The organism is Dactylosporangium sp. NPDC051485, from assembly GCF_040682015.1.
Lineage (GTDB): Bacteria > Actinomycetota > Actinomycetes > Mycobacteriales > Micromonosporaceae > Dactylosporangium.
The window spans coordinates 171,022-188,876 of the sequence record NZ_JBFAZW010000004.1 but is presented as its reverse complement, the minus strand read 5'-3'; the positions used below and the strand labels follow the sequence as shown (position 1 = coordinate 188,876).

The 17,855-nt window shown below is 73.1% G+C and carries 17 protein-coding genes and 1 riboswitch; of the genes, 11 read left to right on the top strand and 6 right to left on the bottom strand.

The annotated features are described in order from the left end of the window. The coding region (locus AB0M46_RS03785; protein WP_363332702.1) for a cellulose binding domain-containing protein at nt 1-1,143 on the top strand (1,143 nt) is incomplete at its 5' end. Nucleotides 1,144-1,149: 6 nt separating this feature from the next. Here AB0M46_RS03785 and ricT read toward each other — a convergent pair. After that, complete coding sequence (gene ricT, locus AB0M46_RS03780) at nt 1,150-1,986, bottom strand: regulatory iron-sulfur-containing complex subunit RicT (RefSeq protein ID WP_363332716.1); 837 nt, start codon at nt 1,984-1,986, stop codon at nt 1,150-1,152. A gap of 260 nt (nt 1,987-2,246) precedes the next feature. Here ricT and AB0M46_RS03775 point away from each other — a divergent pair, with 260 nt between their 5' ends. Further along, a complete protein-coding gene (locus AB0M46_RS03775) occupies nt 2,247-3,731 on the top strand; it encodes a hypothetical protein (RefSeq protein WP_363332701.1) in 1,485 nt (494 codons plus the stop codon). A 123-nt stretch (nt 3,732-3,854) separates the two neighbouring features. On the opposite strand, the gene AB0M46_RS03770 is transcribed toward AB0M46_RS03775, so the two are convergent. Continuing rightward, nucleotides 3,855-4,094 (bottom strand): hypothetical protein, encoded by a 240-nt coding sequence (locus AB0M46_RS03770; RefSeq protein ID WP_363332700.1) that lies wholly within the window; start codon nt 4,092-4,094, stop codon nt 3,855-3,857. Between the two features lie 219 nt (nt 4,095-4,313). Here AB0M46_RS03770 and AB0M46_RS03765 point away from each other — a divergent pair, with 219 nt between their 5' ends. The 5 genes from AB0M46_RS03765 to AB0M46_RS03745 all read left to right on the top strand — a co-directional run bounded on the left by AB0M46_RS03765 (nt 4,314) and on the right by AB0M46_RS03745 (nt 9,227). After that, nucleotides 4,314-4,688, top strand: coding sequence for a winged helix-turn-helix domain-containing protein (locus AB0M46_RS03765; protein WP_363332699.1), 375 nt, complete (start codon nt 4,314-4,316; stop codon nt 4,686-4,688). Between the two features lie 122 nt (nt 4,689-4,810). Continuing rightward, entirely contained in the window at nt 4,811-5,302 is a 492-nt protein-coding gene (locus AB0M46_RS03760; RefSeq protein ID WP_363332698.1) for a MarR family transcriptional regulator, read from the top strand. Next, entirely contained in the window at nt 5,299-6,837 is a 1,539-nt protein-coding gene (locus tag AB0M46_RS03755) for an MDR family MFS transporter (RefSeq protein WP_363332697.1), read from the top strand. Before AB0M46_RS03760 ends, AB0M46_RS03755 begins: the two co-directional genes overlap by 4 nt. Nucleotides 6,838-7,077: 240 nt before the next feature. Next, the gene (locus AB0M46_RS03750) at nt 7,078-8,697 is read left to right on the top strand and encodes a long-chain fatty acid--CoA ligase (RefSeq protein WP_363332715.1); all 1,620 of its coding nucleotides are present in this window, start codon (nt 7,078-7,080) and stop codon (nt 8,695-8,697) included. Continuing rightward, nucleotides 8,694-9,227 (top strand): hypothetical protein, encoded by a 534-nt coding sequence (locus tag AB0M46_RS03745; RefSeq protein ID WP_363332696.1) that lies wholly within the window; start codon nt 8,694-8,696, stop codon nt 9,225-9,227. The genes AB0M46_RS03750 and AB0M46_RS03745 overlap by 4 nt, the downstream gene beginning before the upstream one ends. On the opposite strand, the gene AB0M46_RS03740 is transcribed toward AB0M46_RS03745, so the two are convergent. Continuing rightward, complete coding sequence (locus AB0M46_RS03740) at nt 9,148-10,104, bottom strand: Ku protein (RefSeq protein ID WP_363332695.1); 957 nt, start codon at nt 10,102-10,104, stop codon at nt 9,148-9,150. The genes AB0M46_RS03745 and AB0M46_RS03740 overlap by 80 nt on opposite strands. Nucleotides 10,105-10,199: 95 nt before the next feature. On the opposite strand from AB0M46_RS03740, the gene ligD (AB0M46_RS03735) reads away from it, so the two are divergent. Both ligD (AB0M46_RS03735) and ligD (AB0M46_RS03730) read left to right on the top strand, forming a co-directional pair. Beyond that, on the top strand, nt 10,200-11,138 hold the full coding sequence (gene ligD / locus AB0M46_RS03735; RefSeq protein ID WP_363332694.1) for a non-homologous end-joining DNA ligase: 939 nt from the start codon (nt 10,200-10,202) through the stop codon (nt 11,136-11,138). After that, entirely contained in the window at nt 11,131-12,018 is an 888-nt protein-coding gene (ligD, locus tag AB0M46_RS03730; RefSeq protein ID WP_363332692.1) for a non-homologous end-joining DNA ligase, read from the top strand. The genes ligD (AB0M46_RS03735) and ligD (AB0M46_RS03730) overlap by 8 nt, the downstream gene beginning before the upstream one ends. A 35-nt stretch (nt 12,019-12,053) precedes the next feature. Here the strand turns inward: ligD (AB0M46_RS03730) and AB0M46_RS03725 are convergent, their stop codons facing one another. Next, nucleotides 12,054-13,244: an aminotransferase class V-fold PLP-dependent enzyme gene (locus tag AB0M46_RS03725; protein WP_363332714.1), complete on the bottom strand. Its 1,191-nt coding sequence runs from the start codon at nt 13,242-13,244 to the stop codon at nt 12,054-12,056. Nucleotides 13,245-13,262: 18 nt separating this feature from the next. Next, nucleotides 13,263-13,380, bottom strand: a riboswitch (SAM riboswitch). 467 nt (nt 13,381-13,847) lie between these two features. Here AB0M46_RS03725 and AB0M46_RS03720 point away from each other — a divergent pair. After that, nucleotides 13,848-15,320 (top strand): PrsW family intramembrane metalloprotease, encoded by a 1,473-nt coding sequence (locus AB0M46_RS03720; protein ID WP_363332691.1) that lies wholly within the window; start codon nt 13,848-13,850, stop codon nt 15,318-15,320. 30 nt (nt 15,321-15,350) lie between these two features. Here AB0M46_RS03720 and AB0M46_RS03715 read toward each other — a convergent pair whose 3' ends face one another. Beyond that, entirely contained in the window at nt 15,351-15,659 is a 309-nt protein-coding gene (locus AB0M46_RS03715; protein ID WP_363332713.1) for a co-chaperone GroES, read from the bottom strand. 180 nt (nt 15,660-15,839) lie between these two features. Between AB0M46_RS03715 and AB0M46_RS03710 the strand changes: the two genes are divergently transcribed. Further along, on the top strand, nt 15,840-17,090 hold the full coding sequence (locus AB0M46_RS03710; RefSeq protein WP_363332690.1) for an AI-2E family transporter: 1,251 nt from the start codon (nt 15,840-15,842) through the stop codon (nt 17,088-17,090). A gap of 9 nt (nt 17,091-17,099) precedes the next feature. Here AB0M46_RS03710 and AB0M46_RS03705 read toward each other — a convergent pair whose 3' ends face one another. Beyond that, the gene (locus tag AB0M46_RS03705; protein WP_363332689.1) at nt 17,100-17,837 is read right to left on the bottom strand and encodes an alanyl-tRNA editing protein; all 738 of its coding nucleotides are present in this window, start codon (nt 17,835-17,837) and stop codon (nt 17,100-17,102) included. Nucleotides 17,838-17,855 lie beyond the last annotated feature (18 nt).

Sequence of the window (17,855 nt, the reverse complement as noted above, 5' to 3'; positions counted from 1 at the left end):
GACGAGCCGGACCGGGCCGGCCGCCCGGCCGCGGCCCTGCGCGACGGCGGCCAGAGGGCGGCCCGCGACGCCCTGCGGGCCGGCCCCGCCGGCGCGTCGCTGCCCGATCTGGTCGCCGCGATCACCGAGGAGTGGTCGGCGCAGACCGGCGTCGGTGTCATCCTCCACAGCGCGGGCCTGAAGGATGCCGAGGGCGATCCCGCCTCGCCGGCCGCCCTGGAGCTGTGCTGGATCCTGGGCGAGGCGCTGCGCAACGTCGCCGCGCACGCCCGGGCCGAGACGGTGGCGGTCACGCTCGGGCGCGACGGGGACGCGCTGGCCCTGGAGGTGCGCGACGACGGCGCCGGGTTCGCGGTCCCCGACAGCCTGGCCGACCTGCAGCGCGACGGGTATCACGGGATCGCCGGCATGCGCGAGCGGGCCCGCGGCTGCGGCGGGCAGCTGGACGTCTGGTCGCGGCCCGGGGGCGGGACCCGGATCACCGCGACCGTGCCCGCCGCCGTGGCCGGTGGGCCGGCCCGGCCCTCGGGGCGGATCCGGCTCATCGCCGCCGGGCTGGCTGTGGTGGTACCGGTGGCAATCGTGGCATTTCTGAACCGGCCGGACGGGCGCACGACGCCGCTGGCCGAGTCGGAGCCGCAGCTGACGCTCGATCCGCGGGCCACGCGCCGCCCGACGACCGCAGGAGCCGCCCCCGCCTCGCCCGGGCGCCCGACCTCGGCCCCATCGAGCCCGGCCGGGTCGCGCTCGGCCTCCGCCCGCCCGTCCGCGTCGGGCAGCGCCCCGGCCGCGCCCGGCCCGACCGGTGGCACCACCGCGGCGGAGGCGCGCACCTGCAAGGTCGCGTACGTCAAGCGCAGCGAGTGGGACGCCGGCTTCGTCGCCACCGTGACGCTGACCAACACCGGGTCGAGCCAGGTCACGGGCTGGTCGCTGCGCTTCGACTACGCGGCCGGGCAGAAGGTGCTGAGCTACTGGAACGCGGTCGCCTCGCAGGACGGGGTGCACGTGACGGTCGGCTCTGACGGCAACCACGCGGTGCTGGCCCCCGGCGCGGCGGTCACCTTCGGCCTGCAGGGCACCTGGAAGGGCAGCAACCCCAACCCGGTCGGATTCACCCTCAACGGGGCGCCGTGCGGCTGACCGTGCTCAGCCGTGCCGCTCCTCGTAGGCCTGGCGCGATCCGCAGACCGAGGCGCGGCTGCACGAGCAGCGCGAGCCGTCGGCGTCCATGCGGACGATGACCGAGTCGCGGGGCACGCTGTGACCCACCACGCGGCCCTCGCCGTCCGGGGTGCTCACCCGAGCCCCGACGGCGGGGGCCGTCGCCTGGAACTGCTGGTACAAGGGATGTTCGTACTTCAGGCAGCACATCAGCCGCCCGCACGCCCCGGAGATGCGCAGCGGGTTGAGCGGCAGGTCCTGGTCCTTGGCCATCCGGATGGTGACCGGCTCGAAGTCGTTGAGGAACGTGGCGCAGCACAGGTCGCGCCCGCACGAGCCGATGCCGCCCTGCACCCGGGCGGAGTCGCGGGCCGAGAGCTGGCGCAGCTCCACCCGGCAGTGCAGCGTGGCGCCCAGGTCCCGCACCAGCGAGCGGAAGTCCACCCGATGGGGTGCGGTGAAGTAGATCGTCGTGCGCGCGCCGGACCCGCCCTCGCTGTCCTGGACGTGGTCTACCGCCACGACCTTCATCGGCAGCTCGTGGTCGCGGATGAGCCTCTTGGCCGCCACCTTGGCCTCGGCCTTGCGCTTGCGCAGCAGTTCGTCGCGGCGCAGGTCGTCGTCGCCGGCCATGGCCACGAGGCGCGGGAAGCCCTCGGTCTCCTCGGTGACCCACTGGGCGGCCCAGACGCACTCGGCCACCTCGGGCCCGTCGTCGGTCGGCACCAGCACGCGGTCGCCCACCTGGGGGCGAAGGTCGCCGGGGTCGAAGTAGAACAGCCGTCCGTAGCGGTTGAAGCTCACCGCGCACAGCATGCCCATGCGGATCACAGTAACCCGGGTCACGCCGGGCGCCTATGGGTCGTCGCAGTTGACGGGAAAAGTGGGTAAAAGTCCGACTCGACACTTTTGAGCGACTGCGTAGCCTTTCCGGCGCTTTCGTCGTTACTAGTGCGGATGAGTCCGCGAACCGGGGCGTAACCCCGTCCGCGGAGGCCTCGTTGGGGGCAGCAGTGGCACGCCGTTGCACCAGGACGGGCGGCGGCCCAGCCCGTACTCCCGGTCTCGGAGGACCTCACGCCATGACGGAAGTTGCTTTCGCGCGCCCAAAAACAGCCCGGTACCTCGTCGCCCTCGCCGCCGCAGGAGTCCTCGGGGCCGTGAGCCCGGTCGCGTTGGCGGCGCCCGCGAGCGCCGCCGGGACGGTGGAGAGCGCGGGCTGCCCGGAGGGGTTCGGCGCGACGGCGGCCAGCAGCACCGTCGCCCTCGGCGGCCTCGACCTGCGCCCGCTCGGCCTGCGCCTGCTGCCCCTGCCTGAGCTGCGCGCCGCGACCGCGCACTCTGGGTTCGCCGGTGGGCCGGCCCGGGCGGCGGCCGACGCGCGGTACCTGCAGAGCAGCGGCGTGCTGCCGCCGGGCCTGATCGGGCCGAGCGCCTACCAGCAGGCCCCGCCGCCGCACGAGCAGCCGGCCACCGTGCCGGTGCAGGGCGTGAACCTCGGCGCGCTGAGCACCGGCACCGGCGGCCTGAAGGCCCACGCCACCTGGCAGGACGCGACCAAGTGCAGCGCCGCCGAGGGCCCCCGGGCCGACGCCGGCGCCAAGCTGGGCGGGCTGGCCCTGCTGCCCGGCCGCGGCGGCCGCGCCCTGCTGCGCTTCGGCGCCATCGAGAGCGGCACCAGCACCAGGGTCGGCCAGCTCGACGGCAAGGCGTCGGCCACCGCCACCGCCAACGGCGGCGTCGCCGACTTCACGCTGCTGCCCGGCTCGCCCTCGTCGATGGGCGTGCGGGTGCTCAGCGCCCCGACCCTCACCGCGACCGCCGGCCCGACCAAGAAGAACGTCGACTACAAGGCGCCCGTGCTCGAGGTGCGCATCCCGGGCCGCGACGCGGTGCGCCTGGACTCGGCCGGCTCGCACGCCGACATCGTCGTCCCCGTCGACGGCGCCGCCCGTGCCGTGGCCGAGGACCTGGCCCGCGCCGAGGCCCTGCCGATCGCCGGTGGCACCTCGCTGCTGGACCTGCTCGGCGGCGTGACGAGCGCCCTGTCCGGCACCCTCGCCGGGGTGAAGGCGGTCCCGGAGTCGCTGCTCGACTCGCTGCTGCCCGGGCTGCCGAAGCTCGGCGCCGGCGAGTCCACAGTGCACGCCACCGAGGGCTCGAACGCCGATGCCCGCCCGGCCCGGGTCGTCATCCTGCGTGTCGAACTGGGCACGGTGGAGAAGCAGACCAGCGCCACCGGCGTGTACGCGAAGGCCACCTCGATCCGCCTGAGGCTGATCGTGCGCACCACCTGGAAGTCCGGCGGCTACGGCGGCGACCAGCGCGACAACGCCACGATCCTGGACCTGGGCCTGTGCTCCCTGGAGGCCGCGGCCGCGACCCCGCGCGGCGGCTACGGCCCCGGCGGCGCGGGCGGCGGCTACGGCGGCGTGAGCGACAACGGGGACAACGGCGGCACGCTGCCGGTGACGGGCTCCCGGGCCGCCGTCATCGTCGGCGCCGGCCTGCTGCTGGTGGTCGCCGGCCGGATGTTCGTCGTGCTCTCCCGCCGCCGCGCGGCCTAGTAGACCCCTTCGCCGCCCGTGCGGCCCCTCGCGGGGCCGCCCGGGCGGTGTTCTTTGCGCGCACAAAAAAGCCGCACGGGGTGTGGTCACCCTGGCGGCGGTTGGGGCGGAGCGCGGGGGCGCTCACTCGCGCGCTGGCCGGCGGCGGAGCGAGGCGGCGTACTCCAGCGCCGTCGAGGCCATCCGCTGCGCCCCCACGATGGCCTGCTGCCAGCTCCCGCCCATGCCCGACGTGAACTCCACCTGCACCTCGCCGTCGTCGATGAGCAGGATCAGGTCCCCCTCGTCCTCGGTGATCTTCGCGTTCAGGTACCGAAGGTCGATGCCAGCGATGGGGCTCAGGGGCTCTTCCTCGACGGCCATGGGGGCGGGTCCTCTCCGGGAGGGGTGGGGTGCGGCGTTCGCGCGGCTCGCAGCAGTGGAACGAGCGCCGCACCCCGGTCATGGGTGAGCACCGGACCCGGACCGCCCAGCCCGGGCCCGGTGCCTGAAACAGATTCTAGCCTACAGGCCCTAAGGCTAGAATATCCGGGTCCAAGAGTTCTTCGTAGGGTCGGCGCCATGATCTCCCGGAGTTCCGGCTTGTCGCTGTATCGGCAGGTCGCGGACGCGATTCGGCAACAGATCATCAGCGGTGAACTACCGCCGGGGAGTCTGCTGCCCTCGGAGAAGTACCTGGCCGAGGAGCATGACGTCGGTCGCGACACCATCCGAGACGCCATGGCGCACCTGCGCAGTGAGGGTCTCGTCGAGAGCAAGCGTGGCTACCGCAGCCGCGTGCGCGCCATCCACGAGCGGGAGCGCATCTGGCTGCGCGCGGGCGAGGTGGTGACCGCCCGCATGCCCACGCCGGCCGAGCGCAAGGAGCACAGCATGCAGGAAGGCGTGCCTGTGCTCGTCGTCGGCGACAGGGCGTATCCGGCCGATCGCTACGAGTTCGGCCCGGCCGAGGAGTAGTCGAGCGTTACGGCGGCCAGGGTCGCCGTAACGCTCATCACCCCATTAATAGGTTGATGGTTGCCGCCCTCGGTACCGATGCTTGTGGCAAGCAAGTATCGACCGACGGGGGAGCCACGCGCGTGGGCAGCAACGAACTGGACGACGAGCACGCCGCCATCGGGCGGCAGGTCGGTCGCTTCATCCGGCTGTCCGAGCGTCTCTTCGCGACGCTGAAGTGGAACGAGGCCGGTCGTGGCCTCGAGCGCCCCGCCTACGTACTGCTGAGCCGGGTCGCGGTCGACGGACCGTTCCGGCTGTCGGCGCTCGCCACCGACGTCAGCCTCGATCTCTCCACGGTCAGCCGGCAGGTGGCCGCGCTGGAGAGTGCCGGGCTGGTGCGCCGCTTCCAGGACCCGTCCGACAAGCGGGCCAGCCTGGTCGAGGTCACCGACGTCGGGCGCGAGGTCTTCGCCGAGAACCGGGACCGGTGGCTGGCCATCTGGCGCGAACTGCTCGCCGAATGGGAGCCGAGGCAGCGGCAGGAGTTCGCCGCGCTCTTCACCCGGCTCAACGAGTCGATCTCCGAACGACTCCCGCAGACTGGCACAACCTTCGAAAGGGACGCTCGATGACACAGGCTCGGCCTGCCCTCGCCCACAAGCAGATTCTTCTGCTCATGGGCGGCCTGATGACCGGCATGCTGCTGGCCGCGCTCGATCAGACGATCGTGGGCACCGCGCTGCCGACGATCGTCGGTGACCTCGGCGGCATGGACCACTACTCGTGGGTCGTGACCGCGTACCTGCTCGCCTCGACCGCGTCGACGCCGCTGTACGGCAAGATCAGCGACCTGCTCGGCCGCCGCCCGGTGCTGCTGTTCGCGATCGCGACGTTCCTCGCCGGCTCGCTGCTGGCCGGCCTCTCGCAGAACATGACCGAGCTGATCGCCACCCGCGCGCTGCAGGGCATCGGCGCCGGCGGCCTCATGACGCTCGCGTTCACCATCGTGTCCGACGTCGTCGCGCCGCGGGAGCGGGCGCGGTACCAGGGCCTCTTCGGCGCGGTCTTCGGCATCTCCTCGGTCGCCGGCCCGCTGGTCGGCGGCTACTTCGCCGAGAACGACTGGCGCTGGATCTTCTACATCAACGTGCCGCTGGCCATCTTCGCGATGTTCGTCTGCGCCCGCGTGCTGCGCCTCGTGCCGCACACCCGCCGCGAGCACCGCATCGACTACCTGGGTGCCACGCTGATGGTGGCCGGCTGCAGCGCGCTGCTGCTGGCGCTGTCGTGGGGCGGCAACGAGTACGCCTGGGACTCCGCCGCCATCCTCGGCCTCTTCGCCGCCTTCGCGGTGCTGACCGTGGCCTTCGTGATCGTCGAGGGCCGCGCCCAGGAGCCGATCCTGCCGCTGCGGCTGTTCAAGCGGGCCACCTTCTCGCTGTCCAACGCGGCCACGTTCATTCTCGGCTTCGCGATGTTCGGCTCGATCATCTACGTGCCGCTGTACCTGCAGATCGTCAAGGGCGCCACCCCGACCCGCTCCGGCCTGCTGATGCTGCCGATGATGGGCGGCGTCATCATCACCTCGATCGTGGCCGGCCGGGCCATCTCCAAGCTGGGCCGCTACAAGTGGTTCCCGGTCGCGGGCACCGTGATCATGGGCGCCGGCCTGCTGCTGTTCACCAGCCTGAAGGTGCAGACGCCGCTGTGGCAGGCGTTCATCTACATGACCGTCATCGGCGTGGGCCTCGGCCTGGCCATGCAGCCGCTGATCCTGGCCGCGCAGAACTCCCTCGAACTGCGCGACATGGGCGCCGGCACCTCGGCCGCGACCTTCTTCCGCTCGCTCGGCGGCTCGGTCGGCGTGGCCGCCCTGGGCGCGGTCATGAACAACCAGCTGGCCAGCCAGATGCGCGGCGCCGGCGACGCCGTGTCGATCAACGCGCCGGCCCAGGTCCGGGCGCTGCCGCCGGCCCAGCTGCAGATGGTCGAGCACATCTTCGTCAACGCGCTGCACCCGGTGTTCCTGTCGGCCGCGGTCGTCGCGCTGGTCGGCACGCTGGTCACGCTCGCGATGCCGGACAAGGCCCTGCAGGGCGCCGCGCCCGCGCAGGCCGACCCGGAGGAGGCCGCCGCCGAGATGGAGGCGAAGGTCGCCACCTTCTGAAAACCACAGGAGGGGCCCGGCACCGCACAAAGGTGCCGGGCCTTTCGTTTTTTCAGAGCTACCGCGGCGTCCGCCGGGGTGCGGACCGTAACTCCCGTGGCCTTACCCTCCGCCGATGGTCGCGGTCCCAAAACCGCCCGTGGCTGGATATATGGGCGCAAGGAAAGTTACCCGCGAGTAGGCGCGGGGTTCCAATGTGGCACAGGGCACATTAGCGTGCACTCCATGCGCAGCACGATGATGAAGACACCCCTCCTGATCTCCCGCATTCTGCAGCACGGCAGCACCGTCCACGGCGACTCCGAGGTCGCCACCTGGACCGGTGCGGGCGCCCGCCACACCACCTACGCCGAGGTCGGCCGCCAGGCCGCCCGCCTCGCCCACGCGCTGCGCGAGCTCGGCGTGACCGGCGACGAGCGGGTCGGCACGCTGATGTGGAACAACGCCGAGCACCTCGTGGCGTACCTCGCCGTGCCGAGCATGGGCGCCGTGCTGCACACCCTCAACCTGCGCCTGTTCCCCGAGCAGCTGATCTACATCGCCAACCACGCGGAGGACCGGGTCGTCATCGTCGACTCGACGCTCATCCCGCTGCTGGCCGGCGTGCTGCCGCACCTGAGCACCGTCCGGCACATCGTGGTCTGCGGCGCCGGGGACACCGCGAAGCTGCAGAAGGACGGCGTCGAGGTGCACCGGTGGGACGAGCTGCTGCAGGGCCGGCCGGAGACGTACGAGTGGCCGGTCCTCGACGAGGACGACGCCGCCGCGCTGTGCTACACCAGCGGTACCACCGGAAACCCCAAGGGCGTCGCCTACTCCCACCGCTCGATCTACCTCCACTCGATGGAGGTGTGCATGGCGGAGAGCTTCGGCCTCGGCCCGCAGGTCCGCGACCTGTGCATCGTGCCGATGTTCCACGCGATGGCCTGGGGCCTGCCCTACGCCGCGCTCATGAGCGGCGCCTCGCTGGTGATGCCGGACCGGTTCCTGCAGGCCGAGCCGCTGGCCCGGATGATCGAGGTGGAGAAGCCGACCTTCGCCGGCGCGGTGCCCACGATCTTCACCGACCTGCTGGCGTACCTCGACGCCCACCCCACCGACACGTCCTCCCTGCGCGAGGTCGTCATCGGCGGCTCGGCCTGCCCGCCCGCGCTCATGCACGCCTTCGCCGACCGCTACGGCATCCAGGTCATCCACGCCTGGGGCATGACCGAGATGTCCCCGCTCGGCTCGGTCGCCCGGTCCCCGTACGGCGTCGAGGGCCCCGAGGCCTGGGCCTACCGCTACACCCAGGGCCGCATCCCGGCCGGCGTCGAGGGGCGCATCGTCGGGCCGCTGGGCGAGGTCATGCCCAACGACGGCAATGCGGTCGGCGAGCTGCACGTCCGCGGCCCGTGGATCACCGCGCAGTACATCGGCGAGGACGGCCCCGACCCGGACAAGTTCGACAACGGCTGGCTGCGCACCGGCGACGTCGGCACGCTCACCCCGAACGGCTACCTGACCCTCACCGACCGGGCCAAGGACGTCATCAAGTCCGGCGGCGAGTGGATCAGCTCCGTCGACCTGGAGAACGCGCTCATGGCCCACCCGGCGGTGCTCGAGGCCTGCGTGGTCGGCGTCCCCGACGACAAGTGGGGCGAGCGCCCGCTGGCCACCGTGGTGCTCAAGGAGGGCGCGAGCACCGACGCCGGCGAGCTGCGCGAGTTCCTGGCCGGCAAGGTGGCCCGCTGGCAGCTGCCGGAGCGCTGGTCGTTCATCGAGGGGGTGCCCAAGACGAGCGTCGGCAAGTTCGACAAGAAGCGCGTCCGGGCCGACTATGCGGGCGGCGCCCTGGAGGTGGTACAGATCAACGGGTGACGCGCTCGGCGAAGGTCGCCCTCTTCATCACCGCCGCCGTGGTGGTCTGCGTGGTCGCGGCGTGCGGCGTGGCCCTGGCACTCAAGGACTGGGTGCCGGGCCTCGCCGGCTGCGCGGACCCGACCAAGCCGACGAAGACCGCCGTCTTCACCGAGCCGGCCCGCGTCGAGCAGATGTACCCCCGGCTCAAGCCGATCCGGGCCGTGCACTGGCAGGAGCACGAGGCCGTCGCGCGCAGCTGCCCGCAGGTCGGCACCATGCGGTACGAGATGAACGGCATCGTCCTGGTCACCCCGGATCGCGCCGCGGACCTCGCCGCGCAGGCCCCCTCGGCGCCGCCCCAGAGCCCCGAGATCCCGGCCGACCTGCGCCCGTTCGCCCCGCCGGACCCGCACTGGCAGCCGATCGGCGAGGGCCTGCTGCTGGACCGGGCCTCGGCGACCGTCTACTTCACGCGGACTTCTTCGCCGCAGTCTTCTTCGCCGGCGCCGCCTTCTTCGCTGGGGCCTTCTTCGCCGGGGCCTTCTTGATCGGGGTCGGCTCCTCGGCGGGCTCCTCGTCCCGGGCAGCCCGCGCGCGCTTCGCCGGGGCCTTCCTAGCCGGGGCCGGCTCCTCGGCGGGCTCCTCGCCCCGAGCAGCCCGCGCCCGCTCGACCGAGGCGCGCAGCGCGGCCATCAGGTCGACCGCCGCGGCCGGGGCCTCCTCGGCCTCCTCGGGCTGGACCACCTCGCGGCCGGCCACCTTCGCGTCGATGACCTCCTGCAGGGCCTCGCGGTAGTTGTCGGTGTAGGTGGACGGGTCGAAGTCGGCGGCCATCGACTCGATCAGCGAGCCGGCCATGGCCAGCTCGGCCGGGCGGGCGGTGACGTCCTCGTCGAGGATGTCGAACTTGGCCGCGCGGATCTCGTCGGGCCACAGCATGGTGTTGAGAACCAGCACGTGGTCCCGGACGCGCAGCGTCGCCAGCTGTTCGCGCTGGCGCAGGGCGACCTTCACGATGGCGACCCGGTCGGTGTTGGTCAGCGCGTCGCGCAGCAGGGCGTAGGGCTTGGCCGCGGTCTGCTCGGGCTCCAGGTAGTACGCCTTGTTGTACAGGATCGGGTCGACCTGCTCGGTCGGCACGAACTCCAGCACCTCGATCGCCCGGCTGGAGGTCAGCGGCAGGTCGGAGAAGTCGTTGTCGGTCAGGATCACCATCTCACCGCCGCCGAGGTCGTAACCCTTGGCGATGTCGTCGTAGGCGACCTCCTCGCCGTCGACGGAGCAGACCCGCTTGTACTTGATCCGTCCGCCGTCCTCCCGGTGCACCTGGTGGAAGCGGATGTCCTTCTCCTCGGTCGCCGAATACAGCCGCACGGCGATGGAGACCAGGCCGAAGGAGACCGCGCCCTTCCAGATTGCGCGCATGAAGATCCCTTTCCGCAGCGAGTGGACCTTACTCACCAGAATCGCATCGTTTCGAGCCGTGCGCGAGGACCCCGCAGGCGAACTATGGTGTGGGCATGGCAGGGCCGCCGACACCGATGCTCGCCTCGCCCGGCTCGCTGCCCACCGGGCCGGGCTGGGCCTACGAGTTCAAGTGGGACGGCATCCGGGCGATCGCCGTGGTCAGCGGCGGTGCGACCCGGCTCTTCGCGCGCAGCGGGGCCGAGGTGACGGCCGCCTATCCGGAGCTCGCCGGGGTCGGGCGGGGGCTGGCCGACTCGGTGCTCGACGGCGAGGTGGTGGCCATGGATGAGGCCGGGCATCCGTCGTTCCAGGTCCTCGCCGAGCGCATGCACGTGCGGGAGCCGCACCGGGCGGCCCGGCTGGCCGCCGCCGTGCCGGTCACCTATCTGGTCTTCGACGTGCTGAGGGCCGAGGGTGAGGAGGTGGTGTCGCTGCCGTACCGCATCCGCCGCCAACGCCTCGAAGACCTCGCCCTGGGCGCCCGCGCGGTCGTGCCTCCCTCCTTCGACGACGGCGCGGCGACCGTGGCGGCCAGCCGGGAGAACCGGCTCGAGGGCGTGGTGGCGAAGCGGGCCGACTCGCTGTACCACCCGGGCATTCGCACCCCCGACTGGATCAAGGTGAAGCTCGAGGAGAGCGCCGAGTTCGTGGTCGGCGGCTGGCGGCCGGGCAAGCGCGCGCTGGGCGCCCTGCTGGTCGGCGTGCCGGCCGAGGACGCTCCGGGCGGCCTGACCTACCGGGGACGGGTCGGCGGCGGCATCTCCGGCGAGTCCGAGAAGTCGCTGCTGGCCGCGCTCGGCCCCCTGTCAACGAGCCAAAATCCCTTCGGCGCATCGGTACCGCGGGAGGACGCCCGCGGCGCCGTCTGGGTGCACCCGCAGCTGGTGGTCGAGGTCAAGTTCGGGCAGCGCACGCGCGACGGCCGGCTGCGCTTCCCGCGCTTCCTGCGCATCCGGCCGGACCTCACCCCGACCGAGGTGAGCGATGCCTGACCGGCTGCGGGTCGAGGTCGACGGGCGGCAGCTGGAGATCTCCAACCTCGACAAGGTGCTGTACCCGCGGGCCGGCTTCACCAAGGGCGAGGTCCTCGACTACTACACGCGGATCGCCCCGACGCTGCTGCCGTACCTCGCCGGCCGCCCGCTCACCCGCACGCGGTACCCCAACGGCGTCGACGGCGCCAGCTTCTTCGAGAAGAACGCGCCGGCCGGCACGCCGGAGTGGGTGCGCACGGTACGGCTGCCCGTCCCCGGCTCCGCCAAGGGCCGCGAGAAGATCGACTTCATCGTGGTCGAGGAGCTGGCCGCGGTGGTCTGGCTGGCCAACCTCGCCGCGCTGGAGCTGCACACCCCGCAGTGGCGGGTCGACGCCGAGGGCCGCCCCCTCGACCCCGACCAGCTCGTCGTCGACCTCGACCCGGGCCCGCCCGCCGGCCTGCCCGAGTGCTACGAGGTGGCCCTGCTGATGCGCGAGCGGCTGGCCGCCGACGGGCTGGGCTGCTGCCCCAAGACCTCCGGCAAGAAGGGCATGCAGCTGGTCGTGCCGCTGCCCGGCGACGAGCCGGCCGACGAGGTCAGCGCCTACGCCAAGGGGGTCGCCGAGGAGCTGGCCGGCCGCCACCCGCGGCTGGTCGTGGCCAGGATGGCCAAGCAGCTGCGCCCCGGCAAGGTCTTCATCGACTGGAGCCAGAACAACGCGTTCAAGACCACGGTCGCGCCCTACTCGCTGCGGGCGGGGGAGACGCCGACCGTGAGCGCCCCGCTGACCTGGGACGAGGTCGAGGCCGGCGGACTCACCGCCGCCGACCTGACCCCGTCCGTGGTCCTGGACCGCGTGGCCGAGCTGGGCGACCTGCTGCGCAACACCCGATAGCCGGGCGGCTCCCGCCTACCGCGGGCGGCTCCCGCCTACCGCAGGGCGGCCAGGAGCCGGTCCACGTGCTCCTCGGTGGTGCCGATGCCGAGGCTGGCCCGCACCGCGTGCTCCGGGGCGTGCTCCGCGCCCTTGCGCTCGGCCGCCTCGGCCAGCAGCCGGCGGGTGAGCGGGTGCGCGCAGAACAGCCCCGTCCGCACGCCGATCCCGTGCTCCCGGCCCAGGGTCACGGCCAGGTCCCCGGCGTCGCGGTCGAGCACGGCGAAGGAGACGATCCCGACCCGCTCGGCCTCGGCGGGGAAGAGCCGCAGCTCCTCGACGTGCGGCAGCTCGGCCAGCCCGGCCCGCAGCCGCGCGACCAGGGCGTGCTCGTGGCCGTTGAGCCCGTCGGCCCGCAGGGCGCGCAGCGCGGTGGCGAGCGCGACCGCGCCGAGCAGGTTCGGAGTGCCGGCCTCGTGCCGGGCCGGCCCGCTCGCCCAGCGCACCGCGTGGTCGTCGCCGACGTGAGCGCTGGCCCCGCCGCCGGCCAGGTACGGCTCGGCCGCGTCGAGCCAGTCCGCCCGGCCGGCCAGCACGCCCGCGCCGAACGGGGCGTAGAGCTTGTGGCCCGAGAACGCCACGTAGTCCGCGCCGAGGCCGGCCAGCGCGGCCGGGTCGTGCGGGGCCAGCTGGGCCGCGTCCACCGCGATCCGGGCGCCGAAGCGGTGGGCCACCTCGGCCAGCCGGGCCACCGGCCACACCTCGCCGGTCACGTTGCTCGCCGCGGTCACGCTGACGAGCGCCTGCGGGGCCCGGACGCGGGCCAGCGCGTGCTCCAGCGCCTCGACCGCCTCGTCCGGCGAGCGCGGCACGGCCAGCCGGACGGTGTCGCGCCAGGGCAGCAGGTTGGCGTGGTGCTCGGTGTCGAACGTGAGCACCCGGGTGCCCTCCGGCAGGGCCCGGGCCAGCAGGTTGAACGCGTCCGTGGTGTTGCGGGTGAAGATCACGGTGTCGCGGGCGCCGTGGCCCAGGGCATCGGCGACGGTCTCGCGGGCCTGCTCGTACTCGCGGGTGCAGCGCTGCGACAGCGCGCCCGCGCCGCGGTGCACGGAGCCGTAGTAGGGCAGCAGCTCGGCCACGGTGTCGGCGACGGCCCGCAGGCAGGGCGCGGTGGCGGCGATGTCGAGGTTGGCGAAGTCGACGGCCCGGCCGTCGGGCAGCTTGATCTCGCCGGGGGACAGCACAATAGACACGGAGAGCCCTTTCGCTCGCGCTTGCCCGGGCACACCACGTGCCGGGCCGGGTCATCACCCGGGGCACCCCGCCGCGAACGCGAGGGTTGCCGGCCAGCAAGCCGGGGCTTGTGCGCTGGCACTCATGACCTGTCATGACGGTACCGCGGATACAGTGGCCCCATGAGCGCACTCCCGCCGAGTGGGACGCCGAACTCGCCCACATCCGGCCCGCCGGACTCCCCGTCGTCGGGGGCCCCGGCATCGGAGCCGGGCGCCTGGGCCTCGCCCACCGGCGGTTCTCCCGAGCCGGTTTCCGGTCCGGCCTGGGCTTCCTCGGGCGGCGGGCCCGCGTATCCGGGTGGTGGGTCGGCCGAGCCGGTTTCGGGCCCGTCTTGGGCTGCCTCGGGTGGTGGTCCTGCGCAGCCGGGTGGTGGGCCGGCCGAGCCGGTTTCCGGTCCGTCGTGGACTGCCCCGGGCGGCGGCCCTGCGCATCCGGGTCCCGCGCAGCCGGGTGGCGGTCCCGCCGAGCCGGTCTCGGGCCCGGCGCCCTGGGGTCCGGAGGCCGCCGGCTCGGCGCCCAACCCGTGGGCCCGGCCCACCCCTGGGACGCCGATCGTGCCGCAGGTCCAGCTCGGCCAGGCCTCCGCCCCGCCCGGCGCGCCCTCGGGCTGGCCGCCGGTGCTGCCCGGGGTGGCGGTGCCCAACATCGAGGCGGCCGAGCCCAGCACCGGCCAGCAGGAGTACCCGACCGCCGCGCTCGCCCTGGCCGCCGCCCCGCCGGCCAAGCGGTCCGACCGGCGGCGGCTGTGGACGCTCATCGGGGTCATGAGCTTCATCGCCCTCTGCGGCGTGGCCGTGCTGACCTTCTTCGGCTTCAACGGCGGCTGGACGGGCCTGGTGGTGGGCGTGGCCGCCGCCGTCGTGCCGGTGCCGCTGCTGGTCAGCTGCTTCCTGTGGCTCGACCGGTACGAGCCGGAGCCGGTGAAGTACCTCATCTTCGTCTTCGGCTGGGGCGCCTGCGTGGCCACGGCGGTCGCCCTGGTGGTGAACACCGCGGGCGCCTACTTCGCCGACAGGGCCGGGCTCAGCGAGTCGCTCGTGGCGGTGCTGGTCGCGCCGCTGATCGAGGAGAGCATGAAGGCCCTCGGCCCGGTGCTGCTGATCTGGCGCCGCCCGCGGGCGTTCTCCGGCATCATCGACGGCATTGTCTACTGTGGAATGTCGGCGGCCGGCTTCGCGATGGTGGAGAACATCCTGTACCTCGGCTTCAAGGGGTACGGCGAGACGGCCCAGAAGGCCGGCGCGGCCTCGGGCGCGGCCGCGCTCGTAGGCCTGTTCATCGTGCGCATCCTGCTCAGCGGCTTCGCGCACCCCCTCTTCACGTCGATGACCGGCATCGGCCTGGGCGTCGCCTCGCGCACCTCGAGCCGGTCGGTGCGCTTCCTCGCCCCGCTCGCCGGCCTGCTGCTCGCGATGTGCCTGCACGGCTCGTGGAACCTCATGTCGGTCATCGGCTCGACGGCGACCTTCGTGCTGCTGTACGGCTACTTCGCGGTCATGATGCCGATCTTCCTGGCCATGGTGGGCTTCGCGCTGTGGCTGCGGGCCAACGAGGGCCGGCTCACCGAGCGCATCCTGGGCGAGTACGCGCGGGCCGGATGGTTCTCGCCGCCGGAGGTGGCCGCGCTGGGCACGCTCGGGCGCCGGCTCTCGGCCCGGCGCTGGGCCAAGCGGGTGGCCGGCGACGCCGGGGCCAAGGCGATGCGGGCCTTCCAGTTCGACGCCACCCGGCTCGCGCTGCTGCGCGACGGGCTCTACCGCGGCCTGGACAACGAGCCCAAACGCCGGATGGAGGCGCTGGCCGAGGAGCGGCAACTGCTCACCGCGCTGGACGCCTACCGCCAGGTGTTCGTCGGCCGCGACCCGACGGCGCCGCGGGCGGTGTGGGACGGGGCGCGGTACCACATCACCTTCCCCGACGGCGTGGTGCGGGTGCTCGACCCGCCGCCGACCCCGGTCGTGCCCGTGCCCGTCGCGGTGGCCCCGCCGCCCCCGCCGGTCTTCGCGGGACCCTACGGCTACCGCTAGGAGCGCGGTAGCCGGCTCAGCGGTAGAGGCTCAGAGGTAGAGGCCGGTCGAGTCCGGCTCGACCCGCCGGGCCGCGACCGCGTGCACGTCGCGCTCGCGCAGCAGCACGTACTCGCGGCCCTGTAGCTCCACCTCGGAGCGGTCCTCGGGGTCGAACAGCACCCGGTCCCCGGCCACGATCGAGCGCACGTTGGGCCCGACGCCGACCGCGGTCGCCCAGGACAGCCGCTTGCCGACCGACGCCGTGGCCGGGATCACGATGCCCGACACGTGCCGGCGCTCGCCCTCGGCGCCTTCGAGCCGGACCAGGACCCGGTCGTGCAGGAGCCGGATCGGCAGGGCGTCGCCCGGCGTGGTCTCTGTTGATCCGCCGGGCGTCGCGCCGGTGGACGGCTGGTATCCGGCGGTGGGTTGTGCTGTCACGGTTGCGACGCTACCGCCTGGGTGCGTGCCAACGCCGCGCGACCCGGACTACCGTGGGGCCTGGTCAATGCGCAAGCGCGTCAAGGGAGGTCGCACGTGGGCCGGTTCGACTCGGTGCGGGCAAGCCTGCGCCGCGCCTACCTTCAGCGCCTGGAGGAGGCCAGGGCCGAGCGGGCGGCCGCCGCCGTTACGGTCGAGCCGGCCCCGCCGCCCCCGCCACCCGCGCCGGAGCCCGAGGTCAACCACGCCACGACGGCCAGCCGCGACGACGCCGAGATACCGCACGGCCTGCGCGTGGCCGCCGCCTGGTCCTGGCGCCTGCTCATCCTCATCGCCGCCCTCGCGGTGCTGCTGTGGCTCGTCGGCCGCCTCCGGACCGTGCTCATCCCGCTGAGCATCGCGCTGCTGCTCTCGGCCCTGCTGGCCCCGGCGATGGGCTTCCTGCGCCGGCGCGTGAAGCTGCCCTCGTCGCTGGCCGCGTTCCTCGTCCTCGTGGCCGGCCTCGGCCTGGTGGCCGGCGTGCTGACGCTGGTGGTCAGCGAGTTCGTGAACGGCTTCCCGGCCCTGTCCGACAAGGCCTCCACCGGCGTGCGGCAGATCCAGAAGTGGCTCACCACCGGCCCGCTGCACGTCAGTGGCCGCCAGCTCGACGCCTTCTTCTCCGCCGCCACCACCTGGCTCAGCGACAACCGCGGCAGCCTCACCGACAGCGCGCTGAGCACGGCCACGGCGACCGTCGAGGTCCTGGCCCTGATGCTGCTCGTCCTGTTCGTCACGTTCTTCTTCATGCGTGACGGCAAGCGGATCTGGTACTTCCTCACCGGCATCCTGCCCACCCCGGCCCGCGGCCCGATCCGCCGGGCCGGCGAGGCCGCGTGGCGCACCCTGGTCGCCTACGTGCGGGCCACCGTGCTGGTCGCGTTCATCGACGCCCTGGGCATCGGCATGCTGCTGTTCTTCCTCGACGTCGACTTCTGGTTCCCGCTGGGCACCCTGGTCTTCCTGGGCGCCTTCGTCCCGATCGTCGGCGCCACCGTCTCCGGCGCCGTGGCGGTGCTGGTCGCCCTGGTCGACGACGGCCCGATCACCGCCCTGGTCGTGCTCATCGGGGTGATCGCGGTCCAGCAGCTGGAGGGCCACGTGCTGCAGCCGCTCATCATGGGCCGCGCGGTCTCGGTCCACCCCCTGGCGGTGATCGTGGCCATCGCGACGGGCGTGGTGCTGGCCGGCATCATCGGCGCCCTGGTCGCCGTGCCGCTGGTCGCGGTGCTGAACACGGGCATCCGCCATCTTGTCGAGCACCGCCACGAGCCGCCGCCCGACGCGGTCGTCGCCCCGGCGGACTGACGGCCGGGCTCAGTCGGTGAGGCGGACCCGGACGCGGCGGTTCGCCTTGCCCTTGCTCTCCACCTTCACCACCTGCAGGCGCCCGATCTGGGCGGTCGAGGCGACGTGCGTGCCGCCGTCGGCCTGGGTGTCCAGCCCGGTGATGTCGACGATGCGGATCTCCTGCTCGTCGGCCGGGATCAGGTTGGACTGGGTGCGGATGATGTCGGGCAGGGCCAGGGCCTCGTCGCGGCCGAGCACCTTGGTCACCACCTTGCGGTCGGCCACCACCTCGGCGTTGACCAGCGCCTCCAGGCGGGCCTTGAAGTCCGGCGGCACCTCGGGGAGGTTGAAGTCCATCCGGGCCTCGGCCGGCTCCATCGAGCCGCCGGTGACCAGCGCGCCGAAGTCGCGGAAGACCACGCCGCACAGCACGTGCAGGCCGGAGTGGGTGCGCATGAGCTTGGTGCGGCGATCGTCCTCGACCGCGCCGGTCACCTCGGTGCCCGCCGGGGGTAGCGGGTCGCCCTCGGCCGGCTGCAGGTAGAGGTCGTCGGCCTTGCGGGTGCCGACGATGCGGGTCTGCACGCCCTGCCAGAGCAGGACGCCGTGGTCCGGGGGCTGGCCGCCGCCGCCCGGGTAGAACGCCGAGCGGTCGAGCACGATGCCCTCCTCGGGGGAGGAGTGCAGCACCGTGCAGGTCCACTCGCGCAGCGTAGGGTCGGCCAGGTCGAGCCGGTACGTGCGGCCGTGATGTGTGACACCCATGGAAGCCGACTATATGCG